At 62.6% G+C, this 26585-nt stretch carries 25 protein-coding genes and 1 pseudogene; 12 read left to right on the top strand and 14 right to left on the bottom strand.

Annotated features, from left to right (window positions below; translation table 11 throughout):
• Positions 1–439: 439 nt before the first annotated feature.
• Positions 440–3946 (bottom strand): indolepyruvate ferredoxin oxidoreductase family protein, encoded by a 3507-nt coding sequence (locus tag V1293_RS01595; protein ID WP_334506083.1) that lies wholly within the window; start codon positions 3944–3946, stop codon positions 440–442.
• Positions 3947–4235: 289 nt separating this feature from the next.
• On the opposite strand from V1293_RS01595, the gene V1293_RS01590 reads away from it, so the two are divergent.
• Positions 4236–5450: a cytochrome c gene (locus V1293_RS01590; protein WP_334516584.1), complete on the top strand. Its 1215-nt coding sequence runs from the start codon at positions 4236–4238 to the stop codon at positions 5448–5450.
• 184 nt (positions 5451–5634) lie between these two features.
• The gene (locus tag V1293_RS01585) at positions 5635–6072 is read left to right on the top strand and encodes a hypothetical protein (RefSeq protein ID WP_334506081.1); all 438 of its coding nucleotides are present in this window, start codon (positions 5635–5637) and stop codon (positions 6070–6072) included.
• A 77-nt stretch (positions 6073–6149) separates the two neighbouring features.
• Here the strand turns inward: V1293_RS01585 and V1293_RS01580 are convergent, their stop codons facing one another.
• Together V1293_RS01580 and V1293_RS01575 are read right to left on the bottom strand one after the other, a co-directional pair.
• A complete protein-coding gene (locus V1293_RS01580) occupies positions 6150–6962 on the bottom strand; it encodes an isocitrate lyase/PEP mutase family protein (protein WP_334506079.1) in 813 nt (270 codons plus the stop codon).
• A 68-nt stretch (positions 6963–7030) separates the two neighbouring features.
• On the bottom strand, positions 7031–7339 hold the full coding sequence (locus V1293_RS01575; protein WP_334506077.1) for an NIPSNAP family protein: 309 nt from the start codon (positions 7337–7339) through the stop codon (positions 7031–7033).
• A gap of 173 nt (positions 7340–7512) precedes the next feature.
• On the opposite strand from V1293_RS01575, the gene V1293_RS01570 reads away from it, so the two are divergent.
• The 3 genes from V1293_RS01570 (at position 7513) to V1293_RS36080 (ending at position 9794) form a co-directional block, all read left to right on the top strand.
• On the top strand, positions 7513–8211 hold the full coding sequence (locus tag V1293_RS01570) for an ArsR/SmtB family transcription factor (RefSeq protein ID WP_334506075.1): 699 nt from the start codon (positions 7513–7515) through the stop codon (positions 8209–8211).
• Positions 8212–8437: 226 nt separating this feature from the next.
• Entirely contained in the window at positions 8438–9463 is a 1026-nt protein-coding gene (locus V1293_RS01565; RefSeq protein WP_334506073.1) for an alpha/beta fold hydrolase, read from the top strand.
• 85 nt (positions 9464–9548) lie between these two features.
• Positions 9549–9794, top strand: a complete 246-nt coding sequence (locus V1293_RS36080) for a GCG_CRPN prefix-to-repeats domain-containing protein (protein ID WP_442894195.1) — start codon at positions 9549–9551, stop codon at positions 9792–9794.
• A gap of 73 nt (positions 9795–9867) precedes the next feature.
• Here V1293_RS36080 and V1293_RS01560 read toward each other — a convergent pair whose 3' ends face one another.
• The 3 genes from V1293_RS01560 to V1293_RS01550 all read right to left on the bottom strand — a co-directional run bounded on the left by V1293_RS01560 (position 9868) and on the right by V1293_RS01550 (position 12161).
• Positions 9868–10224 (bottom strand): twin-arginine translocation signal domain-containing protein, encoded by a 357-nt coding sequence (locus V1293_RS01560; protein WP_334506071.1) that lies wholly within the window; start codon positions 10222–10224, stop codon positions 9868–9870.
• 238 nt (positions 10225–10462) lie between these two features.
• Positions 10463–10777 (bottom strand): hypothetical protein, encoded by a 315-nt coding sequence (locus tag V1293_RS01555; RefSeq protein WP_334506069.1) that lies wholly within the window; start codon positions 10775–10777, stop codon positions 10463–10465.
• Positions 10778–11132: 355 nt separating this feature from the next.
• Positions 11133–12161, bottom strand: coding sequence for an IS110 family transposase (locus tag V1293_RS01550; RefSeq protein ID WP_334506067.1), 1029 nt, complete (start codon positions 12159–12161; stop codon positions 11133–11135).
• Between the two features lie 250 nt (positions 12162–12411).
• Between V1293_RS01550 and V1293_RS01545 the strand changes: the two genes are divergently transcribed.
• On the top strand, positions 12412–13659 hold the full coding sequence (locus V1293_RS01545; protein ID WP_334506065.1) for a glycerophosphodiester phosphodiesterase family protein: 1248 nt from the start codon (positions 12412–12414) through the stop codon (positions 13657–13659).
• Positions 13660–13796: 137 nt separating this feature from the next.
• Here V1293_RS01545 and V1293_RS01540 read toward each other — a convergent pair whose 3' ends face one another.
• On the bottom strand, positions 13797–14900 hold the full coding sequence (locus V1293_RS01540) for a helix-turn-helix transcriptional regulator (protein ID WP_334506063.1): 1104 nt from the start codon (positions 14898–14900) through the stop codon (positions 13797–13799).
• A gap of 221 nt (positions 14901–15121) precedes the next feature.
• Here V1293_RS01540 and V1293_RS01535 point away from each other — a divergent pair, with 221 nt between their 5' ends.
• Both V1293_RS01535 and V1293_RS01530 read left to right on the top strand, forming a co-directional pair.
• The gene (locus V1293_RS01535) at positions 15122–15808 is read left to right on the top strand and encodes a PEPxxWA-CTERM sorting domain-containing protein (RefSeq protein WP_334506061.1); all 687 of its coding nucleotides are present in this window, start codon (positions 15122–15124) and stop codon (positions 15806–15808) included.
• Positions 15809–15928: 120 nt separating this feature from the next.
• Positions 15929–16639: a PEPxxWA-CTERM sorting domain-containing protein gene (locus V1293_RS01530; RefSeq protein WP_334506059.1), complete on the top strand. Its 711-nt coding sequence runs from the start codon at positions 15929–15931 to the stop codon at positions 16637–16639.
• 364 nt (positions 16640–17003) lie between these two features.
• Here V1293_RS01530 and V1293_RS01525 read toward each other — a convergent pair.
• Positions 17004–17183, bottom strand: a pseudogene (locus V1293_RS01525) (IS110 family transposase); the annotation flags it as partial.
• A gap of 632 nt (positions 17184–17815) precedes the next feature.
• On the opposite strand from V1293_RS01525, the gene V1293_RS01520 reads away from it, so the two are divergent.
• Entirely contained in the window at positions 17816–18457 is a 642-nt protein-coding gene (locus tag V1293_RS01520) for a PEPxxWA-CTERM sorting domain-containing protein (RefSeq protein WP_334506057.1), read from the top strand.
• 173 nt (positions 18458–18630) lie between these two features.
• Here the strand turns inward: V1293_RS01520 and V1293_RS01515 are convergent, their stop codons facing one another.
• The 5 genes from V1293_RS01515 to V1293_RS01495 form a co-directional block, all read right to left on the bottom strand.
• A complete protein-coding gene (locus V1293_RS01515) occupies positions 18631–18978 on the bottom strand; it encodes a hypothetical protein (RefSeq protein ID WP_334516582.1) in 348 nt (115 codons plus the stop codon).
• Between the two features lie 79 nt (positions 18979–19057).
• The gene (locus V1293_RS01510) at positions 19058–20047 is read right to left on the bottom strand and encodes a Bug family tripartite tricarboxylate transporter substrate binding protein (protein ID WP_334506055.1); all 990 of its coding nucleotides are present in this window, start codon (positions 20045–20047) and stop codon (positions 19058–19060) included.
• Between the two features lie 211 nt (positions 20048–20258).
• Complete coding sequence (locus V1293_RS01505) at positions 20259–21170, bottom strand: hypothetical protein (protein WP_334506053.1); 912 nt, start codon at positions 21168–21170, stop codon at positions 20259–20261.
• A 152-nt stretch (positions 21171–21322) separates the two neighbouring features.
• A complete protein-coding gene (ftsZ, locus tag V1293_RS01500) occupies positions 21323–22579 on the bottom strand; it encodes a cell division protein FtsZ (RefSeq protein ID WP_442894194.1) in 1257 nt (418 codons plus the stop codon).
• Between the two features lie 81 nt (positions 22580–22660).
• Positions 22661–23158, bottom strand: coding sequence for a hypothetical protein (locus tag V1293_RS01495; RefSeq protein ID WP_334506051.1), 498 nt, complete (start codon positions 23156–23158; stop codon positions 22661–22663).
• A 233-nt stretch (positions 23159–23391) separates the two neighbouring features.
• Between V1293_RS01495 and V1293_RS01490 the strand changes: the two genes are divergently transcribed.
• Complete coding sequence (locus V1293_RS01490; RefSeq protein ID WP_334506049.1) at positions 23392–23601, top strand: hypothetical protein; 210 nt, start codon at positions 23392–23394, stop codon at positions 23599–23601.
• A 73-nt stretch (positions 23602–23674) separates the two neighbouring features.
• Here the strand turns inward: V1293_RS01490 and V1293_RS01485 are convergent, their stop codons facing one another.
• The gene (locus V1293_RS01485) at positions 23675–25390 is read right to left on the bottom strand and encodes an IS1182 family transposase (protein ID WP_334506047.1); all 1716 of its coding nucleotides are present in this window, start codon (positions 25388–25390) and stop codon (positions 23675–23677) included.
• A 125-nt stretch (positions 25391–25515) separates the two neighbouring features.
• On the opposite strand from V1293_RS01485, the gene V1293_RS01480 reads away from it, so the two are divergent.
• The gene (locus V1293_RS01480) at positions 25516–25866 is read left to right on the top strand and encodes a cupin domain-containing protein (protein ID WP_334506045.1); all 351 of its coding nucleotides are present in this window, start codon (positions 25516–25518) and stop codon (positions 25864–25866) included.
• 219 nt (positions 25867–26085) lie between these two features.
• Positions 26086–26547, top strand: coding sequence for a VOC family protein (locus V1293_RS01475; RefSeq protein WP_334506043.1), 462 nt, complete (start codon positions 26086–26088; stop codon positions 26545–26547).
• The last annotated feature ends 38 nt before the right edge of the window (positions 26548–26585 follow it).

Raw genomic sequence — 26585 nt, 5'->3', positions numbered from 1 at the left:
TCCGTAAGCTTGAGTGATCAGATGCCTCTCCGTCCCTCCTCGTTATCCAGTTTCGGTTTGTTGCCCCTGCGCCTGCAAAGCGCGCAGATCAACCACGCCGGTCCGAACGCGCTACAAATCGCGCCTGCAACCGGTTTTGAATGAATGCGCAATGCTTGCTGCTGAAGCCACCGACGTCGCCCTCAATCACAGGATTTCGGCACGTCTCTGGCGCTTACCGAGTGAAGCTTAATCCTCTTTCCATGCTCCCGAAAGAGCCTGCAACGCGCGCACAATATCTGAATTGAATCCGGAGTGTGCACCGAAGCGAGCATTTGACCGCTCCTTCGGACTTATAGGTTCTGCGTTAGCGCGCAGGGGTGAGCAAAGTGTGCCCACCATCACAAAGGAAAATCGTCGACGCGGCGCCGTGCGCCTGCCTGCCCACCCGATCGGTGCCCTACTCCGCCGCCAACTGCCGCGGTGCCGGTGGCGGGTTGACGAGGTCTGCGGCGAGTTGGGTGTAGCGCGCCTTGGCGTCGTGCACCGCCTTCTCCTTGACCGGGCCGTAGCCGCGGATGCGGTCGGGCAATGACAGAATCTCGACCGCGATGTCGTGCGTGACCGGCGACAGCAGGCCGAGCACGGTGGCGACGTCCTTTTCGTAAGCCACGATCAGGTCGCGCTCGAGCTTGCGGTCGGGGCTGTAGCCGAAGATGTCGAACGGCGTGCCGCGCAGGAAGCGCAGTTTTGCCAATGTCCGGAATACCGGCAACATCCAGGCGCCGAATGCGCGCTTCTTCGGGCGGCCGAGTGCGTCGAGGCCGCCGCCGAGAATGGGCGGCGCCAGATTGAAGTTGAACTTGAAGTCGCCTTCGAACTGGTCGCGGAGCTGCTTTTCGAAGCGGCCGTCGGTGAACAACCGTGCGACTTCGTATTCGTCCTTGTAAGCAAGCAGTTTGGCGTAATTGATCGCGACCGCGCGCGGCAACGGATCGCCATAGCCGCCATCGGTGGCGGCGTCACGGACTCGCTTCACGAGACCGCGATAGCGCTCGGCGAGCGCAGCATTTTGGTATTCGGCGAGGTGCGCGCTGCGGTGGGCAATGACCTCGTCGAGCGACATCGCATCCAGCGTCTTCGGCGTAACGACCTCGTCCTGGCCTTTCATCATGGCCTCAAGCCGCGCCGGATCGGCGGCGGCGAGACGGCCGAGCTGGAAGGCCTGCGTGTTCATCTTGATCGAGACGCCGTTGACCTCGATCGCCTGCAGAATCGCCTTTGCCGACAGCGGCAGCAGGCCCTTCTGGTAGGCGTACCCCAGCATCATGATGTTGGTGGCGATTGAATCGCCAAGCAGCGCTTCGGCGGGCTTGGTGAAGTCGTAGAAAGAAGAGTCCTTGCGCAGCTCGGTCTCCAGCACGTGGTTGACCTTGCGGCTCTGGAAATTGAAATCGCGGTTGAGGATGAAATCGGCGGTCGGAATGACGTGGGTGTTGATGACGCCGACGGTGCGGCTGGCTTCGCAAAGCGTGATGGTGTCCTTGGCGGCCGCCACTACCTCGTCGGCAGCCATCACGAGATCGGCGGTGCCGGTGACGATCCGCGAACAGGTGACGTCGGCGGTATGTTCTGACAGACGCACATGGCTGAGCACCGCGCCGCCTTTTTGCGCGAGGCCGGACATGTCGAGGATCATGCTGGCCTTGCCCTCGATATGCGCGGCCATGCCGAGCAGCGCGCCGATCGTCAGCACGCCGGTGCCGCCGACGCCGCCGACCGCGATATTGTAGGGCCGCTGCAGCGAGGGGAACGAGGACGGCTCGGGCAGATCGCCGATGTCGCCGAGGCCGGTGTCGCCAAGGTTAGCCGGCGCGCGGCGGCGCGGCTTGCCGCCGTCGATGGTAACGAAGGAGGGGCAAAAGCCCTTCAGACACGAATAGTCCTTGTTGCAGGTCGACTGGTTGATGGTGCGCTTGCGGCCCATCTCGGTCTCCAGCGGCTCCACCGAAATGCAGTTCGACTGCACCGAGCAATCGCCGCAGCCTTCGCACACGGCCGGATTGATCATGACGCGGCGCGCAGGATCTTCCATCAGGCCACGCTTGCGGCGGCGGCGTTTTTCGGCGGCGCAGGTCTGCACGAACACGATCGCCGAAGTGCCCTTCAGCGTGCGGCAGGTCTTCTGGACCGCGTCGAGTTCGTCGCGATGCGCGACCTTGACGCCGGGCGCGATGTCGGACGCCGGATAGGCGTCCGGATTTTCAGAGACGAGATAGATGTTGCGGATGCCTTCAGAATGAAGCTGGAAGGTGATCTGCTGCGGCGACAATTCGCCGTCGACATGCTGGCCGCCGGTCATCGCGGTCGCATCGTTGTAGAGGAGCTTGTAGGTGATGTTGGCGCCCGAGGCGATCGCCTGACGGATCGCGAGGCTGCCGGAATGGAAATAAGTGCCGTCGCCGAGATTGGCGAACACGTGCTCTTCCTTGGTGAAGGGTGCGACGCCGACCCACGGCACGCCCTCGCCTCCCATGTGGGTGTAGGTCTCGGTCGAGCGGTCCATCCACAGCGCCATGAAGTGGCAGCCGATGCCGGCGAAGGCGCGGCTGCCCTCCGGCACCTTGGTCGAGGTGTTGTGCGGGCAGCCCGAACAGAAATACGGCGTGCGGGTAACGGGGGCGACCGCCTGCATCTGGGTTGCCTGCCGGCCGTTGAACCAGTCGGCCTTGGCGCGGAGCATCGCGGCGATTTCGGGGTTGAGATTAAGTCGAAGCAGCCGCTCGGTCAGCGAACTCGCAAGCGAGGCGACGGAAAGCTCGGCGGCGAATGTCAGGAATCGCTTGTCGTGATCGTCCATCTTTCCGACGATGCGGGGGCGGACGTCGTCGCGCCAGTTGAACAGTTCCTGCTTCACTTGATTTTCGACAATCTCGCGGCGCTCTTCGATGATGAAGATTTCCTCGAGGCCGACGGCGAAATTGCGAACGCCTTCCGGCTCCAGCGGCCAGGGCATGCCGATCTTGTAAAGCCGAAGCCCGATCTTGGCGGCGACCTCCTCGGTGATCCCCAACTCACGCAGCGCCTGACGGATATCTTCGTAGCTTTTGCCCGACGCCATGATGCCGTAACGAGCGTTCGGCGAATCCATGGTGATGCGGTTGATCTTGTTGGCGCGGGCAAAGGCAATCGCCGCATAGCCCTTGTAGTCCTGAAGGCGCAGGTCCTGTGCATAGCGATCGTCCGGCCAGCGCAGATTGAGCCCGCCGGGCGGCATCTCGAAATCGGTCGGGATCGCGAACGGCGTCATCTCGTCGCTGAGGTCGATCTCGGCGGTGGTTTCCACCGTCTCGGTGATCACTTTCATGCCGACCCAGCAGCCGGAGTAGCGCGACATTGCGATACCCAGCAAGCCCATCTCAATCATTTCATGGATGCTGGAGGGATAAAGATAAGGCATCAGCGCGGAGATGAAGGCGTGGTCCGACTGATGCGGGACGGTGGAGGACTTTGCGCCGTGGTCGTCGCCGGCGAGGACGAGCACGCCGCCGTTCTTGGCCGAGCCGGCCGTATTCCCGTGCCTGAAGACGTCGCCGCAGCGGTCGACGCCGGGGCCCTTGCCGTACCAGATGCCGACCACGCCATCATATTTGGCGCCGGGCGAGAGGTTGAGCTGCTGCGAGCCCCAGATCGCGGTGGCCGCGAGGTCCTCGTTCACGCCGGGTTGGAACTTGATGTTGTACTGGTCGAGGTGTTTTCGGGCGGCGAAGAGCTGCTGGTCGTAGCCGCCGAGCGGTGAGCCGCGGTAGCCGGAGATAAAGCCCGCGGTGTTCAGCCCTGCGGCGCGGTCGCGGCGGATCTGCGCCATCGGCAGGCGGACCAGCGCCTGGATGCCGGTCAGGAAGATGTGGCCTGTCCCTTGGGTGTATTTCTGATCGAGACTGATCGGACCTTGGTTAATTCCCATTGAAGCCCTCTTCGCCGCCGGTGGAGCCTTGATCGGAACGACTGCTTTTAGCTAGTCATCTGAACTCATTAGAACCAGTCTATGTCGGATTTTTCCGCCCACGCACTACAAATCTCGGCCCTCAAGCCCCGCTTTCAAAAATCGCAATTTCGTGCCGGGAATAACGGCAGCGCATTTCGGTTTGTGTCGTCCGGAAGCCTCGGCGCGAAATGGCATGACGTCCCCGTTCGCCGCGCTTTCGCGCTATAACGACACAGGAGGCCAAAGGGTGCAGGGACGACATCGGATCATGCGGGCGATTCTCGCTGGGACGCTTTTGTGCACTGCGTTCGCCGTTAGCGAAGGGCATGCCCAATCCGAGCCGACGCCTGAGGACATCGCGCGCGGCAAGGCGCTGACGGATGCCGGCGACTGCGCAAGCTGCCACACCGCCGATCCCGCAAAACCGTTCGCCGGGGGCAAGCGGATCGACACCCCCTTCGGCGGCATCTACTCGCCCAACCTGACGCCGGACCGCGAGACGGGCTTGGGCGCCTGGAGCGATGACGAATTCTACCGGGCGCTGCGCTTCGGCGTGGCGCGCGACGGCTCGCGCTATTACCCGGCCTTCCCCTATCCGAATTTCACCAAACTGACGCGCCAGGACATTCTCGCCATCCGCGCCTATCTGGCGACGCTGACGCCGGTGAGCAATACGCCGCGCGCGCCCGAGCTGCGCTGGCCATTCAATTATCGCGTCGTGATGCGCGGCTGGAACTGGCTGTTCTTCAAGCCCGGCATTTTGATGCCCGACCAGCAAAAGAGCGCCGAATGGAATCGCGGGCGCTACCTGGTCGAGGGTGTCGCGCATTGCGGCGCCTGCCACACGCCGAAGAACATGTTTGGCGCCGACAGACGCGGCCAGAAGTATGGCGGCGGGCGGGTCACGGGCATGTTCGCGCCGCGGCTGGACGGCGCTGAGCGCAGTGGCCTGAAATCCTGGAGCGTGGAAGACATCACGGAGTATCTGCAGAGCGGCCGCAACGCCAGGAGCCACGCCGGCGAGCTGATGTCGGAGGTCGTGGTCAACTCGACCTCGAAGATGAGCGATGCGGATATCCGCGCCATCGCGGTCTACCTGAAAGGCCTCCCGACCGGCACGCCCGAGCCGAAGGTCACCCCGCCCTCGCCGGCGCAAATGGCCGCGGGCGAAAAGCTCTACAATGGCGCCTGCATCGCCTGCCACGAAGAGGATGGATCAGGTGCGCCGCGGATCTACCCGCCGCTGCCCGGCAACGCCAACCTGCAATCGGCCAACGCGTTGAGCACGCTGCGCGTCATCCTCGACGGCGCCGAGACCGTGACGACGCCGCGCGCGCCCAACAAGGGATCGATGCCGGCCTATGCCGCGAAAATGACCGACCAGCAAATCGCGGACGTGACGAACTATATTCGCAATGCCTGGGGCAATGCGGCGCCGCTGGTGACGGCGGATCAGGTCGCGAAAGCGCGCCGGCCAAGATAGCGCGGCGCCGCAAGTGCTGCGGTCATCGCCTGCGCGGTCAGCGCCACGTGCAAACCTCACATTGGGAACTGGGTGGAATCACCGGTTCCAACATTACGGGGTTGCAACGTTGGTGCGGAACATCCGGTCACGCCAGCCATTGTCTTGCCGGTTAACTGTGGGATGCTAACGGAGGAACCCATTCATGGCATACCAACCCAATCCGAACGATCCCTACCGCGCCGGCCTGAGCGATGAGGAAATCCGTCATCAGGCCCGCCTCAACAGTCTGGACAATGAGTTGCAGCCCGATCCCGCGCTCGGCGAAGGCGCTCCGAGCGGCACCAAGGTCGCGATGTTCGCCGTTGCCATCGCAGTCGTGCTGGGCGCCCTGTTCTATGGCCTCAACAATACGACCGTAAACCAGGCAGGCACCTCGCCACCGAACCAGACCGCACAGACGCAGCCGGCCAACCCGGCGGCGCCTCCAGGCATGCGTGACGTAACGCCTCGCAGCAACAACCAGCCGGGCACGACCACAGGCGCGGCGACCAGCCGCCCGGCGGCTCCGACTGAGTCGAGCACGGACATGAACAAGGCGACCACGCCGCCAGCCGACAACGCGCCGGCCAGCAAGCAGTAACGGTTATCATCCGAAACGTCGCGCAGCGGGCCGATCGGCCCGCTGCTTTTTTGTGGCCAAGTAAATTTGGGGCTTAGTTAGCTGAACATCTTGTTGAGTTCGCCGCCGGGATAGCCGTTCGCAAACTCCTTGAACGTCCCCTGCTCCGCCATCTCCTTCGACGCCTTCATGAAGCCGGTCCATGCCATCCGCGCCAGCGCGCCGCCGACGCTGATGCGGCGCACGCCGAGATCGGAAGCCGCCTTCAGCGACGGGCCGGATGCGCCGACCAGCAGATTGACGGGTTTTGGATGCACCGCCTTCACGACCGCCGAAATCTCGTCCGGCGTTGAGATGCCGGGCGCGTAGAGGCAATCGGCGCCGGCCTCGGCATAGGCGGTGAGCCGGTCGATCACGAGCGTCAGATCCTTCTGCCCGCGCAAAAACGCCTCGCAGCGGCCGGTGAGCAGGACGCCGCTGTTGTCGGCATCGATGGCTTTTCGCGCCGCCCGGATGCGGTCGACCGCCAACGCACGCTCGAACAGCGGTTTTGCGTTGTCCCCGGTAAAATCCTCAATCGAAAGGCCGGCAACGCCGGTCTTCACGGCGCGCGCGACATTGACGCCGACCTTGTCCGGCTCGTGCGCAAAGCCGTCCTCGAAATCGGCATTGACGGGGATATCGACCGCCGCGCAGATCGCGGCGAGATGGGTGCAGACATCATCGACAGTGACGCGGTTGTCGGCTTTCCCAATCGTCCAGGCAAAGCCTGCGCTGGTGGAAGCCAGCGCCTTGAAGCCGAGATGCTGCAAGGCTACCGCGCTGCCGACATCGAAGGGATTGGGGATGATAAAGCATCCGCTCTCGTGCAATTTCCTGAACGCGGCGCGCTTGTCAGCAGGTGTCAGCATTGATAGCTCCCCTCAATGTTTGTTGGCGCCGCGTAGATAGGTGCGCGACGCCCGTTCTGCCAGACGCCTCACGCCACGACCTTGCGCAGGAAGGTCCGCTCTTCGGCGAGGATGAACTTGTTCTCCTCGGCGAAATTGAAATTGGCCATACCCTCGCTGTCGGCGCGCAGCCGCGCCCGGTAGCTTTCGTAAGCCGCGAGATTCTCGAACGAGATCAGCGCAAACGCGATGTTGTTGGTGCCCTCATGCGGCATCCAGTAGCCGAGCAGGTCGCCGCCGCATTTCGGGATGATGGTGAGCCAGTTTTTTGAGTACTGCTCGAACAGCGCGCGCTTGAACGGATCGAGCTGGTAGCGGATGAAAACGGTGATGGTCATGGGGGCTCCTGTGCTTCCTTGGCCGTCATTGCGAGCGAAGCGAAGCAATCCATGCCTCCACGAGCGGAGGAATGGATTGCTTCGTCGCTTCGCTCCTCGCAATGACGGAGCCTGTGTCGCAGTTCGGAGCATACCCGCTTGATTGTCGATGATGCTTCGGCTATCATCGAACTATGAAAGCAGGCCCCGATATCGCCATGATCGCCTCTCTGGTCGGCGATCCCGCGCGCTCCAATATGTTGACCGCGCTGATGACCGGCCGCGCGCTGACCGCGAGCGAGCTGGCGCATCAGGCCGGCATCACGCCGCAGACCGCGAGTTCGCACTTGGCGAAACTCGAGGCAGGCGGCCTGATCGAGCCGGAAAAACAGGGGCGTCACCGCTACTACCGCCTCACCGGCCCCGACGTCGCCCATGTGCTCGAAGGGCTTGCGGGCCTGGCCGAGCGTGCCGGCCACACCCGCGTGCGCACGGGACCGAAGGAGCCGGCGCTGCGGCGGGCGCGGATCTGCTACGATCACCTCGCCGGCGATCTCGGCGTGCAGATGCTCGACAGCCTGCGCAAGCAGCGGCTGGTCCGGCAAACAAAACAGGACATCGAACTCACCGGCGAAGGCAAGCGCTTCATGGCCGAGGCCCTGCAGATCGACACGGAGGCGCTGGCGCACCCGCGCCGTCCCGTCTGCAAGGCCTGTCTCGACTGGAGCGAACGCCGCCATCACCTCGCCGGCACGCTGGGTGCCGCCGTGATGAACCGGTTCACCGAACTCAACTGGGCGGCGCGGGATCCTGCGCCGGGCAGCCGCGTCGTCAACTTCACCCGCACCGGCGAAAAGCGGTTCGCGGCGCTGTTCGGAAGCATGCAGGAGTGACTCATTTTTCGTCATGGCCGGGCTTGTGCCGGGCATGATGTGCTCTCTCGAAGAAGCATCGTCCGGAGACGGCGCGGAGCCTGTCGTCGGGGCCGCGCTACGCGCGGACCCGTTGGCGCCCCCTCACATGAGGACGAACTGGCGCTCTCGCCAAAACGTGAAATGCAAAGTCTTTACACCGCGCGATGTCGGCATCAATACGCCCCTTGCGAACAGGAGTTTTGGGATGCGACGGATGTGCGTCGGTGCGATAGCAGTCGCCTTGGCGGCGACGCCGTTGTTGTCTGCGGCCGCGGCGGAAACTGAACGGCCCGCTCAACGCGAGCCCTACGGCATTGCGCTCGAGGGCTTTGCCTATCCCTACCCCGTCCATCTGCTGCCGCTCGTGAACGACGGCGAACAGGTGCGGATGGCCTATATGGACGTAGCTCCGGCACAGCCGAACGGGCGCACCGCGGTGCTGCTGCATGGCCGCAATTTCCCATCGAGCTACTGGGCGCCGGTGATCAAGACGCTGAGCGAGGCCGGTTATCGCGTGGTGGTGCCGGACCAGATCGGCTTCGGCAAATCCTCCAAGCCGCAAGGCGACCTGCATTTCGATACGCTGGCGCGCAACACGATCGCACTCCTCGATCATCTGCAGATCGCCAGGGCCGACATCGTGGCGCATTCGCTCGGCGGCATGCTCGGCGTCCGGATCGCGCGCGCCTGGCCGGACCGGATCGCGCATCTGGTGCTGACCGCGCCGATCGGGCTGGAGGATTATCGGCTTTACGTGCCGCCGACGCCGACCGAGAAGATCTTGGAGAACGAGGACAAGCTCACGGCAGACGGCTATCGCAAGCAGTTGGAGACCAATTACGCGCTAAAACTGCCGCCCGAACAGGTTACGCCGTTCATCGACGCGCGTTTCAACATCAAGGGCAGCGCCGAATATCAGCGCTGGCTGCGCGCCTTCGTCAGCTCGGCGCAGATGATCTACCGCGAGCCTGTCGTGCACGAGATTCCGCTGATCACGCAGCCGACGCTGTTCGTGATGGGCGCCGACGATCACAACGCGCCGGGCAGAGCCAATGCGCCGGAGGCGCTGCGCGCGAAAATGGGGCAGAACGCCGAACGCGCAAAGGCGCTCGCGGCAATGATGACCAACGGCCGCGCCGAGGTGATCCCGAACACCGGACATCTGGTCTTCCTGGAGGCACCGACCAAATACAACGAACTGGTGCTCGGATTTCTGGCCGTAGCCCCATGACAAATCACGACATTCATATTCCATTCAGCTGTTCGTGAATAGGTTCCGAATCGTGCCGTCCTTGCGGCCGAAAACGGGAGAAAACATGAAATACCTTTTCGCAGCAGTTTTGGCCCTGGGCACCGTTGCCAGCTTCAGCGCGGCGGAAGCCGCAGGCGGATGCGGCCCCGGTTGGCATCGTGGCCCCTATGGCGGCTGCCAGCCCAATCGCCGGGCCGTTGTGGTTCGTCCAGGCCCGGTCGTTGTGGCGCCTCCGGTCGTGGTGGTGCGGCCCGGTCGCGGGTGCCCTTACGGCACCGTGTGGCGCTACGGACGCTGCCGCGCTTACTGATCCAGAGCACGACAAAAGCCCCGCTCGCGCGGGGCTTTTTTTATTCCTTATCTAAGCAATCCCCGGCGGCGACTTACCAGTAGTAACGACGACGACGCCAGTAGCGGCGGCGCCAGCGACGGCGGCGATGCCAGCCCCAATACCTGCGGCGCCAACGGCGGCGGCGCCAACCCCAGTGCCGGCGACGCCAGCCCCAATGGCGGCGGCCCCAGCCGCGATGGCGGCCGCGGCCCCAGCGCACTTCTTCCGGCGTGAGGCGATCGACCTCCTCGCCTGAAGTGACGGCGGGTTGGGCATCAGGATTGACGGGCAGTTTGGCGTCGTCGGCGAGCGGCGCCGGCATCAGCGGCGCGGCCTGCGCGCTCGCTGCAAGCGCGATGCCGCCCGCGGCAAATCCAAAGGCGAGTTTCAGAAAGTGGCGGCGTTCCATCACATCTCCTCCTCCGTCTGCTGGGTGCGAAAGAAGAGAGTTTCAAGCTGCCTAGATGAACGCGCGGTGAACTGCGCATTCAGCTTTGCCGCGAACGAAGCCGATCAAGATTTATTTTCGCGCACGGCTCTTCGCTGCGGAACATTTGTCGCCGTTGCGGCATTTCTGCATCGCGCGCGCGTGTGACGCACCGCCTTCATAAGCCTCAGCGGACAAGTCGCCTTGCCTGACGACTGTCTTACGCCACGCGCTCCTCGGCCAGCACCAGCACCTCCCGCGTCCGCGTCACGTCGGGCCAGTCGCGGTTGAAATCGGCGACCAGGCGCTTCATCTCCGGCCCCTCGATCGCGCGGTCGAGCGCCGCCTTATCGGGGAATTGGTACATCGCCTGGTGCAGCGATGGATCGGTATCGCTCCAGTAGCGCCATGCCTTCACAGCGCCGAACGACTTCATCGCATCCGGCAGGTGCTCGCGCGAATACCAGGTGCCGAAGGCCTCACGCTTGGCGGGGTCTGATACGGTGGCGCGGACGACGAAAAAGGCTGCGGGCATGTTTCTCTCCCAGGAATTGTTCTTGTAGGGTAGGCAAAGCGTAGCGTGCAAACCATTTCTTGCACCGTTGTTGCACGGTGAGCACGTTGCGCTTTTGCCCACGCTTCTGTAACGGGCCTCGATTAGTCAATCCCTTTGCGTTGTCCGCCCGCCGGGGTCTCGCTTCTGTACGGGGTCGGCGCAGGGCCGCCACCTGATGGGGTTGGAAGAGGATAGGTCGACCAATCTACGTTGAGCGTGCTCACGAGGCGACCTGGTGGGCAACGGCCTGACCTGATCCATCGTCCCGGCGAAGGGACTTCGCTTCGAGAAGGCCTGGTGTCGTGACCCGCCCGAAAACTGCTGTTTCTCCCTGTTAGGCTGCCGCCGCAGCGGCGTTGAAGGGTGTTCCGTCGGCGAGCATGCGGTGCATGATCACCGCGAGCCGGCGCGCCAACGCCACCTTGGCTTTGCTCATGCCGGCGCGCTTTTTGATCCGCATGGCCCAGCTCTTCAATTGCGAACAGCCCTTGAGCGGCTTGGTCAGCATGACGTTGGCAGCCTCATAGAGCGCCGTGCGCACCGAGGCGTCACCGATCTTGCTGATCCGGCCGGTGTAGTCGGTCTCACCGGATTGATGCTTCTTCGGGGTCAACCCGAAATGGGCTCCTGCCTGCTTCGACGATTTGAACCGGGTCGGATCGTCGATTGCGCTGGCATAGGTCAGCGCCACGATCGGGCCGACCGCCGGGACTGACGTCAGCAGCCGTGCCTGCGTATCGGACCGCACCATCCTGCGGGTTTGCTTCTCGAAAGCTGCGAACTCGGTCCGCAGCACCGCTCGCACCGCCAGCAGCGCCTTGGCGATCATTTGCAGGTGCGGATGGCCGTCCACGAGTTCCTCGATCCGTCCCGCGAAAGTCTGCCCGGTCGTCTTGCCAACCTTGAGGCCAAAACCGCGCAGGATCCCGCGCAGGCTGTTCTCGACGTCGAGAAGCTTCGATTGCACCAGCTTGCGGGCGGTCAACAGCGATCGGGTCTCTTGCGCACTGATCGATTTGCAGTGCACCGGCCGGAACCAGCCCAGCCGCATCAGTTGCGCAATCCCGCGTGCATCGTTGCGATCCGACTTGACCGGCATCGCCTCGAACGCCTTCCGCACGTGCCGCGTCTCGAGCAGCTCAACGGCGAGGCCGGCCGCCTTCATCCCCGCAAACAGCCATTGCGACAAGGGCCCGGCTTCCAGCCCGATCCGCTCAAACTCAAAGCCAGACTGCCGGAACCAGGCGATCAGCGCCTCCGGCTCGCTGGCCACCCTGGCCTCGCGCAAAATCTTGCCGCTTGCGTCAACAACACACACGCTCGAGCATTCCAATGACACGTCGATTCCGGCATAGTGGTTCATGGTCGTCTCTCCTCGATGCTTGGAGCGAGGCTCATCCCTCTGACTCCGTAACACCATCAATGTGAGGGACGACCGCCCGCCTTCCAAGCAAGCCGCGCGAAGCGCGCTACCCAACAGCGCCGTAGCAAGCGCGGCTTGCTTGGAAGGCGGGCCGGGGCCCGTTACCCCATCTACGTATCCTTCCACACGCAACTGTCACATGCTCCGTGATATCAAGGCCGCGCGCAACGCGTTATCCGAGGTGCCACCCATGCCCATCCGCCATCGCTCCGCCCTTGCCGCAGCCCTCTGGCTGCTGGCGGCGGCCGTTCCCGCCCTTGCCGACGACATCTTGCTACCCCACGAGCCGCAGATCGGGCCGCGGCCGTTTTATCTGGTCGACAAGATGAAGGACGGGCCGCTGAAGCAACAGCTCAGCCAGTGCACCGGGCCGTTTCGCAAGACCGACTTTTCCATCGGCCACCGCGGCGCAGCGCTGGAGTTTCCCGAGCATACGAAAGAATCTTATGTCGCGGCCGCCCGCATGGGCGCCGGCATCATCGAATGCGACGTGACCTTTACCAAGGACCGCGAACTGGTCTGCCGCCATTCGCAGTGCGACCTGCACACCACGACCAACATTTTGACGGTGCCGGAGCTTGCCGCCAAATGCTCGCAGGCGTTCAGCCCGGCCGACCCGGCAAGCGGCAAGAAGGCGTCGGCAAAGTGCTGCACCAGCGACATCACGCTTGCCGAATTCCGCCGGCTGAGCGCGAAGATGGACGGCTTCAATCCGGATGCGAAGACGGCGGAGGAATACCAGAACGGCACGCCGCGCTGGCGCACGGATCTTTACGCCAATTCCGGCACGCTGATGACGCATGACGAGAGCATCGCGCTGATCAAGAGCCTGGGCGCCAAATTCACGCCGGAGCTGAAGGCGCCGGAAGTGCCGATGCCATTCGACGGCGATTACAGCCAGGAGAAATACGCTTCGCAAATGCTGGACGCCTACAAGAAAGCCGGCATTGCCCCGGGCGATGTGTTTGCGCAAAGTTTTAATCTCGCCGACGTGCTCTACTGGGTGAAGACCGAGCCGGAATTCGCAAAGCAGGCGGTCTATCTCGAGGAGCGCTACGAGAAGCAGGGTCTCGATCCCAGCAAGCCAGAGACCTGGAAACCTTCGATGGCAGAATTGAAGGCGCAAGGCATAGCCATCCTCGGCCCTCCGATCTGGACCATGCTGACGCTGAACGACAAGCGCGAGATCGTCCCGTCCGAATACGCCAAGGCCGCGAAGGCCGCCGGCCTCGACCTGATCGGCTGGTCGCTGGAGCGCGACGGCCCGCTGCACAAGGGCGGCGGCTTCTATCACAAATCGATCAAATCAGCGGTCGATCGCGACGGCGATTCGCTGACCGTGCTGGACGTGCTCGCCAAACAGGTCGGCGTGCGCGGCATGTTCTCGGACTGGCCGGCGACGACGACGTTCTATGCGAGTTGTACGGCGATGAAGTGATGTTTCGTAGGGTGGGCAAAGCGACTTGTCCGCCGTAGCGAAGAGCGAAGGCGGAAGCGTGCCCACCAACTTTGACTCGCACGAGAATGGTGGGCACGGCGCAGTGCGCCTTTGCCCACCCTGCGCGCTAACCCACCCTACGCGCCGCCGTTTCGTCGAACGCCCTCGCCCGGCGACAACGCCAGATGCACCAGCTCGGACTGGCGTGTCGTGCCCGTCTTCCGGAAGATGCGATGCAGGTGCGTTCGCGCGGTCGCCGGCGCGATTCCAAGCCGGGCTGCGACATCAGGCATGTCCCCGCCTTTCAGCATTTCCTCGACCAGGGCGGCTTCGGCGCGCGTCAGGCGAAACTGCTGCTGCAAGGCTTGATGCCGCTGGCACGCGGCGTCCTCGGGATCACTGACGAAGACGATCGCCGCCTGCTCATGCCGCGCGATCCATTCGACGTGATGCCGCAGCGGTATCACCGTTAACGACAGCGGCGCGCGATCCGCATCTCGCGAAATCGCGATCTCATTGCGCCCGCCATTGTTGAAGGGATCGGCGATTGCCAGATGAAGCCACGCGGTTTCCGACGGCTTTGTCCCGCACAGCACGCCATCCACCATTTTCAGGCCGGCGTTGAACGATCTCTTTGCCGCCTGGTTTGCGAACAACACGCGCGCCCTGGAGTCGACCATCAGCATGCCGCGGTCGAGGCTGTCGAGTGCGCCGTGCGAATAGGCACGATCGAGCTCTGCGGATTGCAGGCGGTGTGTGAGCTGCACCGCGCGTTTGAGGTGCGGCGCCAGCGCATCGTAGAGCTTGATCTGCTCCGGCCCGAACGCGTTCTTGCCGGGAACGACGAACTCGAAGCGCCATTGATCCTCGACGAGAAGCGTCGCCCCCATCACCGAAAGGTAGTTCTGCGGCCGCGACCACTCGTTGTAGAATTGACTGGCGCGGAGGGTTTCCTGGCGAAGCACCATGCGGTCGGTGACCGCGGTACCGACCGGCACGCGCGTCATCCGGTCCCAGAACAGGTTTAGCGGGTGATAATGCTGCCCGTAGCTTTGCAGGAACGACGGATCGGTGCGCGGCGCGACCAGCCAGGGCACAGCCACCGGCGAGACCGCGCTCAGCGATGCATCCTGCGCGCCAAATGCGTCGGCGATGGTCTGAAGGACGGTGGGCCACCGGCTCGTGTCGGTCGCGGCCTCATAGATCTTTTCGATGATGACGAGCAAATCGTCCTGGTTCATCAAGCCCCCGCCCCCGCGGTAAAATGGCAGAATTGAAACTACTTGCAGCACCGTAATCAAGACAGTGTAGCGCCGGGCCCAATAACTGCAACAGCCGGCCCTGCCGTACATCATTTGATGTAGCGACCGAACGCCGCGCCAAGCCCGAACGGCTGGCTAGCGTCACATCCATCTTCTAGCCTTTCGCATCAGTGAATTTTCAGTGTAGGAGATTTTCGCAAATGAAATTGTCCGGGACTAATGTGTTTGCATTCGCTCTCCTGTCCGGGCTTGCTGTCAGCTCGATAGGTCAAGCGCAGGCGGTGACATTTTTCGACAGCCTCACCAGCGGCACGCTCAATCCAAATCTTTCGATCACCACCACCCAGGGCTTCGGCGCCGCGCTGACCAGTAGTGGAATTGTATTCAACCATGATAGCGGCACCAACAAAGGGCGCGCCGATCTCCAGAGCAACTTTACGTTCTCCGGCAACTTCACGCTTTCGGTCTTCGACCTCTATCCGTCGATACTTGCTCTGGATGGTGAAGCCGGACTGGAAGTCCATAATCAGGCGAACAGTTTTTCCGACGTGTTTCATTTCGCCAGTTCCGGCGACGTTCACGTCAACAATTTCCTGAGCATCAACTCATTGACCTACACGCCCGGGGCAGGCGGCGGTACGTTTACGATTTCGGGCTTCACCAACCAGCAGCTCACGCTCGATGTGTTTCTCCTCGAGGAATATGGCGGCACCAGCGCGAACACGATCACCTTCAGAGACCTGAGCCTGAATGCCGACAGTTTCAGCCCGAATTTTGTGACGGGCGCCGTGCCCGAGCCCTCGACCTGGGCCATGATGCTGCTCGGCTTCGCCGGCGTCGGCTACGGAGCCTATCGTCGCAAGAAGATGGCCACCCTCGCGGCCTGACCGAGATGAATGCAAAAAGACCGCCTTCGTGGCGGCCTTTTTATTTGCGACGTCCGACCACGGGACATTGCGCAAAATTATACGTCGACAACGAGCAACCCCCGGTATTCGGAATTCAAAATGCGAAAATTTGCATTGATCGTCTTGTCCGGCCTGACTGTCTGCCTTGCAGGCATTGCCCCTGCCGGCGCCACGATCGTCACGGTGACCTATAACGGCACCGTTGCAAGCGGAGATGACCCCATCGGGTTCTTCCATGCCGGCGACCATCTTGATGGCGCCGCCTATAAGGCCGTCTACGTTTTCGACACCAGCCTCGGCGAAACTTTGAACTCGCCGGGATGGAACTATGCGCTTGGAGGGAGTTTCTTCGGCTCGCCGTCGCCGGCGCTCAGCGCGACCTTCACGATCAACAATGTGAGTCTCGATTTCGTCCCCAACAAACTCGGGTTCATTCAGGGCATTCACGACACGGGCAGCCTGATCCAGCACGACATCAAGCGCCTCGCCCAGCTTGGACCAACCACGGAGACCGTGAACCTCATTCACCGATTGGATCGGCTTGACTCGCTTTTTCCGTCATCGCTCGACGGTCCCTTCAGCCACACGGTCGACTCCAAGGACGGCATTTTTGCAATCGTCGATATCGAGTATCGCAATTTCGTCACGGGGATGTACAGCGCGTACGTTCATGCGAGACTCACGCCGACGAACGTCACGATCAGCAGCGGCGTTCCCGAACCTTCAACCTGGGCCATGATGATCCTCGGCTTCGCCGGCATCGGCTACGGTGTCTATCGCCGCAGGAAGCCGGCGGCCGTCGCGGCCTGACCGTCATGAACGCGAGGACGAAGCCTCGTAGGGTGTGCAAATCAAAGCGAAAGCGTGCCCACCATGCAGCGTCGCACTGGAGAGATGGTGGGCACGCTGCGCTTTGCCCACCCTTCTGTAACGGGCCTCGATTAGTCAATCCCTTTGCGTTGTCCGCCCGCCGGGGTCTCGCTTCTGTACGGGGTCGGCGCAGGGCCGCCACCTGATGGGGTTGGAAGAGGATAGGTCGACCAATCTACGTTGAGCGTGCTCACGAGGCGACCTGGTGGGCAACGGCCTGACCTGATCCATCGTCCCGGCGAAGGGACTTCGCTTCGAGAAGGCCTGGTGTCGTGACCCGCCCGAAAACTGCTGTTTCTCCCTGTTAGGCTGCCGCCGCAGCGGCGTTGAAGGGTGTTCCGTCGGCGAGCATGCGGTGCATGATCACCGCGAGCCGGCGCGCCAACGCCACCTTGGCTTTGCTCATGCCGGCGCGCTTTTTGATCCGCATGGCCCAGCTCTTCAATTGCGAACAGCCCTTGAGCGGCTTGGTCAGCATGACGTTCTTGCCGGGAACGACGAACTCGAAGCGCCATTGATCCTCGACGAGAAGCGTCGCCCCCATCACCGAAAGGTAGTTCCGCGGCCGCGACCACTCGTTGTAGAATTGACTGGCGCGGAGGGTTTCCTGGCGAAGCACCATGCGGTCGGTGACCGCGGTACCGACCGGCACGCGCGTCATGCGGTCCCAGAACAGATTCAACGGATGATAATGCTGCCCATAGCTTTGCAGGAACGAAGGATCGGTGCGCGGCGCGACCAGCCAGGGCACGGCCACCGGCGAGACCGCGCTCAGCGACGCATCCTGGGCGCCAAAGGCGTCGGCGATGGTCTGGAGGACGACGGGCCAGAGGCTCGTGTCGGTCGCGGCTTCATAGATCTTCTCGATGATGACGAGCAAATCGTCCTGATTCATCAAGCCCCGCCCCCGCGGTAAAATGGCAGAATTGAAACTACTTGCAGCACCGTAATCAAGACAGTGTATCGCCGGGCCAAATAACTGCAACAGCCGGCCCTGCCGTACATCATTTGATGTAGCGACCGAACGCCGCGCAAAGCGCGGGCCTATGGATCGCGTCACGTCGATCTTCTAGCCTTTTCGCATCGGCGTATTTTGAAAGTAGGAGATTTCGGTAAATGAAAATGCTCAAGAATTACTTGTTCGCCTCGATAGTGAAGTCAAAATCAATCGCCGGCATAACCTGTGCCGCCGCTATGCTCTTCGCAGCAGTGGGAACTGCTTCAGCCACGACAATCAATGTAAGCGTCGGCCAGGACTTTGGAGACTTCGCCAACTCCTACTACACGGTAGACGCGACATTCGTGCTTCCGGTGGGTTTTTCGAACGCGGTTCTCAATACCTCGTTGTTCGCGGCCGACGATCGCGCCGTGCTTCAACTGAATGGCACGAATGTGAGCGAGACCGGCATTTTTGGACCCGGATCGGGTTCGTTTTATTTCCTGCCTGATGGCAGCGACAATGCTGCATACAATTTTCGCTACGGGAACAGCACCTCGACATTCGATCCGATTACGGGACCCTTTGTCGTGGGGACCAATACGCTTCATTTCATCGTCAACAACACGCTGAGTGGAATTTTTGGCGGACCGACTCCCAACAACCATGCAGCGGTGTTCTTCGAAGGAACTGTTTCCTTTGATGCGGTTTCAGCCGTTCCCGAGCCGTCGACCTGGGCGATGATGCTGCTCGGCTTCGCCGGGATCGGCTACGGCGCCTATCGTCGCAAGAAATCTGCGCCGGCGACGCTCGTGGCGTGACCGACACGATTGCGAGGGTGACAAAAGCTTCGTTGGGTGGGCAAAGGCGCTCTCAGCGCCGTGCCCACCATTTTGTGCGAGGGCAAGAATGGTGGGCACGCTTCCGCCTCCGCTCTTCGAGCTACGGCGGACAAGTCGCTTTGCCCACCCTAGCACTGCCTGTGCGAGGCGCGTCAACTCAGTTTCATGGGGCTATCGCCGACCACCCGGAGATCGATCCTGCCGATCAGATCCGAACGGAGCGCCTCGGCGGCGCTGATGGCGTCGCTCGTCTGCCGCAACGTGCTGACATTCGATCCGAGCGATACGATTCCGCCGAGTACCGCGGCGATCGAGCCGAGGGCGGCGACCTGACTGGACCCGAACAGGCCGAGCATCATCACGAGCAGCAATGCGAAGCCGCCGGCGATGGCCGCCTTGGAAACCAGAATGATCTTCCGGCATCGCTCCGAGACTTCGGCAAGCTCCTCGAGCCGCTCCTCGATGAGGGAAATCTCGTCGGTCGGGTCGTCCTCGGCCATCAGATTCAAGATCGAGCACCAATGTGCGGTGGGTTACGGCTTCGCCCAACCCACCCTACACGCTGATCCCCCTTTCGCGCTAGACCGGCTCCAGGCCGAGCGCCTGCGCGCTCTCGATCCAGGTCGGCAATTCGCGCTGATACAGGGCGTTGCTCTCCTTGAAGCCGAGCGCCGGATCCAGCACGAAAGTCCGGAGAACTTCCTTCACCTTGGGATCGCCATTGGCCGCCACGCAAAGTTCGGCCAGCCGATCGACGATCGGCTGCGGCACAGCCTTCGGCAACGCCCAGCCGGTGAAGCCGCTCACGGTGAAGAATTTTGATGTCGCGCCTTGTTCGGGCAGGGTCTTGATATCAGGGATCGCGTCGACCTTCTTCGAATGCACCGCGAACACAACGCCCTTATCGCCTTGCAGGACGGTTTGGGCTGCCGTGTAGCTGCCCATCGCGACATCGAGCGTGCCGTCCAGCAGCCCCGTCCACATCGGCGCTTCGCCCCGGTAGTGGATAGGTTCGATTTTGAGACCATACTGCTTGTTGAGTTCGTTGATCGTCATGTGCGGCGCCGATCCCGCGCTATAGGTGCCGAAGTTCACCTGGCCTTTCTTGCGCGCGAAGGCTACGAAATCGGCCAGCGTCTTGACGCCGGACGCCAGGCTCGCGACCAGCAGCAGCCCGGCGCCCGGAATGATACTGACGAGCGTCAGGTCTCTATCCATGTCGTAACCGGGGTTCTTCATCATGACCCGGTTCATCACATAGGTGGTCGAGATGGAGCACAGGATGGTGTGGCCATCCGGCTCCGCGCGCGCGACGTCCGCTGCGCCGATCGAGCCGGAGGCGCCTGCCTTGTTCTCGATGACGACGGTCTTCCCCACCTGCCTGGTAATGAAATCGCCGAAGGCGCGCGCGAGCAGGTCGGTCTGCCCGCCCGCCGGGTAGCTGCAGACCATCCGGATATTCCGCGACGGCCACACCGCCTGCGCCGAGGCCCCGCGCGACAGGAAAGGCATCGCGGCAGTTGCCGTGCCGGCAGCGATGAAGTGACGCCGATTGATTTTCGCTAACATGATCCCTCCCTGAATTTTCAGGGAGCCTAGCGCATCGCCCGGCTGCCGCCACATGCGAAGGCCGGGACAGATTGGCGCACTCAACGAAATTCGCGCAAGCGCACCAGCGCAATGAATGGCATTTGCGACTGCCATATTCCGAGCGCTGGAAAATAACGCGACTGGCGAGAGAGGCGACACCGCCCTTGGCGGACGGCGGCGCCTATCAAAACTACTGTTGCCGGGACTGCAACTGCACTGGCGCCCGCGCTTGCGCTCTGGCTTGCTTCTGCGGAGGCGTCGACACGGGCTTGCGCGCGGGGTTGGCAACCGACCGTGGCGGATTGGCTGATGTCGCCGCTCCTGACGCCTTGGGCCGCAGGTTCTGCTCCGAGGCGCTGGCGATCGCGCGCGCCATTTGTTCCTGGCTCGCCTTGAGCTGTTCGGCGGTCCTGGCATTTTCGCGCGCCAATTCTTCCTGGCTGGCCTTGAGCTGCCCGATCTCCTGCTGCACGCTTGCGAGATCACGCGCCATCGTTTGGAGCGATTGTGTCACCTCAGGTGGGATCGGACCGGGTGCCGCGTCTTGCGGCGCGGTCTGAGCCGGAGCTGACAATTGCGAAATTGCTGCGTCCGCCGCAGCCACCTGAACAACAGGCAGGCTCTGCTGGGCATCAAGCTTCGGTGTTGCCGACGGCAACGACGAAGCCAGTTGCGGTGCCCACCGGGAGATCATCAGCCTGGCCGTCTCGCCATAGGACTGCGACGCGAATGCAGCAATACAAATGCCGGCAGCCAGCAGCAGGCCTATGAAGCCGCGCAGCGCCGGCCTGCCACGCGACGGCCGGCTAAGCTTGTTCACGGCCTTCTTCCGTGCGGCATCGTACTCCATCCTGGAAATCTGTTCATTGATGCGCGCCAGCTGCTCATCGGCGTTGGCGATCTGTTCATAAGCGTGCGCGAGCCGTTGATCGGCGCGAGCGACCAGTTCGACGTCTTGCGCTGAAAGTCCCGGACTAACATCGCGTGGATCGGCTTGCTTGGTGTTAACAGAGGAATCCATGGGGCGCCTCCTCCCAGTTTTGCCGTCAACTGAACGGGCGATCGTCGGATTGTAGACACTCCCTACCGCCGTTTTGACCAAAGCAAGGCTGGAGGATGGAAAGTATAGGGCTGATTTTGGGCAATGCGGACTGTTGCGTCCGCACGCGGCGTTGACGGTAATCTTCCTGAAGTCGCATCGCGGCGCTCTACGTCCGGCGGCTGGAAGCGAGTTGACCTGGTTCCAACGACGGCTCAGTTCGCCTTGCGGCCCAGGAAGGCCGGGATATCGAGAACCTTTTCCTCGGCCGGATTGCGTGCAGGTGAGGCGCGGCCGAACGGATCGAGGCGCTGCGGCGCCGCCTGCCGCGCCTGCTCCGCGAGCGGCCTTGCCGGTCGCGCTTCGGGGTGGCGGGCCGCCGGGAGCATCGACGGCGGACTCGGTGGCGGTACAGCGCGCTCGATCCGCTCAGTGATGCGGCGCCTGTCGTTGCTCAGCCGGCCGGCGAGGTCTGCGAGGGAGTTATCCGCCGGCTGCGCCGGACGCGCCGCGGCGAGATTATCGATGCCGGTCGCCACGACCGAGACGCGGACGACGCCTTCGAGGCTTGCATCGAAGGTCGCGCCGACGATGATGTTGGCATCCGGATCGGCCTCGTCGCGGATGCGGGTCGCCGCCTCGTCGACCTCGAACAGCGTCAGGTCCCTGCCGCCGGTGATGGAGACGATCAGGCCGCTGGCGCGCTTGATCGAGGGATCCTCGATCAATGGATTGGAAATCGCAGCGATCGCGGCGTTGAGCACCCGCTTCGGCCCGGAGGCCTCGCCCCTGCCCATCATGGCCTTGCCCTTCTCGCGCATGACCGAGAGAACGTCGGCAAAATCGAGATTGATCAGACCTTCCTTGACGATGAGGTCGCTGATGCAGGCCACGCCCGAATAAAGCACCTGATCGGCCATGGCGAAGGCATCGGCGAAGGTGGTCTTCTCGTTGGCGACCCGGAACAGGTTCTGGTTCGGGATGATCAGGAGGGTGTCGACCGCCTTCAGGAGTTCCGCGATGCCGGCTTCGGCATAACGCATGCGGCGCTGGCCCTCGAACTGGAATGGCTTGGTGACGACCCCGATGGTGAGAATGCCGAGCTCGCGCGCGGTCCTGGCAATGATCGGGGCTGCGCCAGTGCCGGTGCCGCCGCCCATGCCGGCGGTGATGAACACCATATGTGCGCCGGTCAAATGATCGCGGATCTCATCGATGGCCTCTTCCGCCGCCGCGCGCCCTAATTCGGGCTGCGCGCCGGCGCCAAGGCCGCCGGTCGCCTGCGTGCCCATCTGGATGACACGCCCGGCCTTCGAACTGGTGAGCGCCTGTGCATCAGTATTGGCGACGATGAAGTCGACGCCTTCGAGCCCCGCCTCGATCATGTTGTTGACGGCATTGCCGCCGGCGCCGCCGACCCCGAACACGATGATGCGCGCCCTCAGCTCGTGAATATCTGTGACGTCAGTCATTGTTGCCCCACGGTTGCTCCGCCAAGCCGCGGAATGAAAAGACCTGGAATGAAAAGACCTGGAATGAAAAGACCTGGATTACTACCCACGTGCCGCCTTGCGGTCTGATTCCACCAGGGTCGCCGCGAGCTGCCCCAGCCGGCGTTCCGTCTTGTCGATCGAGCTATCAGTTCGGGCACGGGTCCGCAGGACGGCCACCTCCCCCTCAAGCCGCGCCGCCGCTTCCCTGGCGGCAGTGATCTCGGCCCTCGCCTGCAGCAGCTCGTCCATCAGGCGGTCGGCGCGTGCGCGTTCGTGCTCGAAATCTGCGCGATGACCGGCGGCCCTCGCTTCGAGCTGCGCGATTTCCGCCTCCAACGCCGCCAGTTTTGCCGTCCACTGCGCGACTTCGCCCGCCTGGCGGCGGCCCACAGGCTGCGGCGTGTGCCTTATTTCAGCGAGATCAACGCTCACCAGGGCCTTGCCATCCTCCGAAAGCGAGCGCGGCAAGCGAAGCCGCCTGGCCAGCGAACGGGCGGCCACTGGCGAGATGTTCAGGCGGGCGCCGAGTGCGCCATAGGTAAGAATTTCAACGGACATCGGCTGTTCTCCTCGAACGAACCGGCGGTAATCCGCTAGTGATGACTGGCAATAACCACAGGCTAGGTCGGTATGGTTAATAGATGGTTAACGAGCGGCGGGAGCGGCCCATTTGAGGTACCGCGGCTGCCCCGCTCTGCGGCCGCCCGGTTTGCCGGGATTGGGAGCGCCGCAAGCTGGCCGGAATCAACCGGTCGCCATATATTTGGCATTGCGGCTGAGGTGCGATCGCCATGGATGACGAACAGCTCGCTGACCTGCACAGATTTCTTGCCGAGTACCATCGCAGGCTCGCCAAGGAAGCGGTGCTCGACGTCGTGCAGCAATATCACTCCGATCTCGCGCAGCGGCTCGCGGATGAGGCCGCGCTGATACCAAGACGAACGGCAATTGCGCAGCGCCTGCGCGAAGGCGAGCAACGCATAAGGGACGAAGAGGAGTGATAAGGCCGCGACCGTCTCGGCTTGGCAGCTTCGTAAGGTGGGTTGGCGAACAGACTGGGCAAGAATCGCACAGTTACGCGGCAGTGCTGAAGCGGAAGCAGATGATCGCCGAGTTTCGGACCAATTTGGCTGAGAAGGCTTTGATGGAGGCGTTGGCAAGGCCTATCGCGGACGTGATGGCGCGCAAGACGCGCAAAATCGCCCGCTCGGCCGCCCGACGGGCAAAGAATGCGACAAATTCGTCGAAGCCGAGGATGTTCAGCACGCGGGCGAGATTGTAGCAGAGCGCCATCAGACTCCATTCGCCGCGCACCTTGTCGAAGCCGCGGACCAGGAAGTGGCGATAGCCGGCGCGGCATTTGAGCGTGCCGAAGGGATGTTCGACCAGGCAGGCCCGCTGGCGCATCATGGCCCCGGCCTCTTTCATCCGCTCCCGGTGACGATCGATCACCGCTTCGTGCACCCAGCGGTAGATCGTGCGCTTGTCCGCCTTTTGACCAAGGCATCGCTCGCGCAGGTGACAAGCCTTGCAGACGGATTTCAGGCTCACATAGCGGACGTCTTGCCGACCAGCCGGGCTGATTTTGACGCCGTTCATCGGTTTCAACAGCGCGCCCGCAGGACAGCGATAAACGTCGGCTTCGGCGTCATAGCTGAACGCTTCATGGGTGAAGCGGCCTTGCTCTTCCAGGCCCCCCGTTCGTTTGGGCGGCGGGACGTAGGCAACAATGCCGCCTTCCTCGCATTCTTTCAGGGTCGCGCCATTGTAATAGCCGGTGTCGGCGACCGCCTCCAGCGCCTCCACTCCCAGCGCCTCTTTTGCCGCCTCGGCCACCTCGTATAGCTGGCCCGTATCGTTGCCGTCGTTGACGACCTCGCTCGTGGCGATGAGCTTGTGCTTGGCATCGACCGCGATCTGAACATTGTAGCCGGCGACGACATGGCCTCTCTTCGACAACAGCCGGGCGTCCGCATCGGTGGTCGACAACTGGGTCTCGCCGCTCTCCTTCAGTCGATCAAGATCAGCCTCGGCCTTCGCCCGCCGCTCCATCAATGCCGCGAGCTTGTCCGCAACCGCGCCGCCATTCCCCCTCCCGCCTTCTTCGTTGCTGGACGAATGCACCTCTTCGGTGGCGTCGTTCGATGCCAGCGCCTTGCCATACTCCTCGATGTCGCGGTCGAGACGAGCAAGCTGCTCAGCCAGCCGCTTCTTCGTCTTGATGCTCGCCTTGCTGGCATCGCCGTGGAAAAAGGCGCCGTCGATCGCCACGAGCTCCCCGCCCAGAAGGTTGAGTTCGCGCAGCAGAAGTACAAATTCCCGGTTCGCCGCCTTGAGCGCCGCCCAGTTGTCCCGGCGGAAGTTGGCGATGGTCCGGTAGCCGGGCGTCAGCCCCTTGAGCAGCCACATCAGTTCCAGATTGCGCTGCGCCTCCTGTTCGAGGCGACGCGAGGAGCGGACCCGATGAAGGTAGCCGTAAAGATAGGCCTTCAACAGATCCGCCGGATCGTAGCTGGGCTGTCCCGCCCCAATACCACCTCCGGCATGCCGGAACCCGAGCTTCTCAAGATCGAGCGCGCAGACATAGGCCTCGATCGCCCGAACCGGGTTATCTCGCCCAACATAATCCTCGACGCGAGGCGGCAGAAGGCTCAATTGCTCCCGGCACGGACCGGTCTTGTAGCTGCGATTCGTCATAAACCGAATCGTACAGCATCCGGATTCGGGTGAGAAAAATTCTTGCCCAGCCTCGAAGCGTAACCCACCGCTGCACCAACCGCGTATCGACACGTTGGTGGGTTACGGCTTCGCCTGACCCACTCCTACGAAGCTGACCGTTTCGTGAATGGCGGGGGCAAGCTATCATGGCACGGCATCACCACGCGATCGGGGCCGATGATCCGAGGGAGGCCGTCATGAGCCAGCCGCAGCCAGTCAAGGATGCCAGTCAGCTTTACGAAGTCGAGCGCCGCGCCCAGCACGCCGCGCGCCCCGGCTTTCGCATTACGGAGTTGCAGCTCTCCGCAACCCAGAAGGTGCCGTGGCACACCCACACCAATGTGTCCGATACGTTTTACGTTCTGGAAGGCCAGATGCGGCTGTTCCTGCAGGATCCGAAAGAGGAAGTGAATCTGAAGCCCGGCGAAGTCTATGTCGTCAAACCCGCGCGACCGCATCTGGTGACCAACGGCGGCGCGACATCGCTCACCTTCCTGGTTCTGCAAGGGGTCGGCGAATACGATTTTGTTCCGCTGGTGTCGCGTTAGGCCGAGCTTTAATGATGTCGAGGAGTGCTCGGCGCGAGTTCCTATTGCTCGGAGCATGAATATAACGCGGAACCACCGCAACGCGAGCTGCCCGCGGACCCGCCGTCGCGGCAATGAGACCGTCACACTTTCTACAAACAACCGCGTGAAAATCTAAAAGACAAAGGGGGATGTTGGGTCATTCTGCTGCAGGCGTCATCCAAACCAGAGGAGACAGCGATGGCAAGCAAAGTAAAGCCCGTTCCCGAAGGATATCACACTCTCACGCCTTATCTCGTCGTCGACGGCGCGGAAAGGATCGTCCAGTTCATGAAGAACGCATTCGGCGCGCAATTCGTGTTCGAGCCGATGATGCGACCCGACGGCAAGATCATGCACGCGGAGCTCAAGATCGGTGATTCCGTGGTGATGATTTCCGATGCTTCCGAGCGCGCAAAGGCCACTTCGGCCATGCTGCACCTCTACGTGCCCAATGTGGATGCGGTTTACCAGAAGGCGCTGAAGGCCGGCGGCACGTCGGTGATGGAGCCTTCGGACATGTTCTATGGCGACCGCAGCGGCGGCGTGGCGGACCCGGCCGGCAATCACTGGCACATCGGCACCCACGTCGAGGACGTTTCGCCTGCCGAGCTCAAGAAGCGCGCAACGGAATTTATGAAGCAGCAAAACAGGGCGGCGTAGCGCCGCTCGCGGGAGAATAATGTGGGGCGGGTTAGCTT

The sequence above is a fragment of the Bradyrhizobium sp. AZCC 1693 genome, from assembly GCF_036924745.1.
Taxonomy (GTDB): domain Bacteria; phylum Pseudomonadota; class Alphaproteobacteria; order Rhizobiales; family Xanthobacteraceae; genus Bradyrhizobium.
This window is presented reverse-complemented; position numbering and strand designations above follow the sequence as displayed.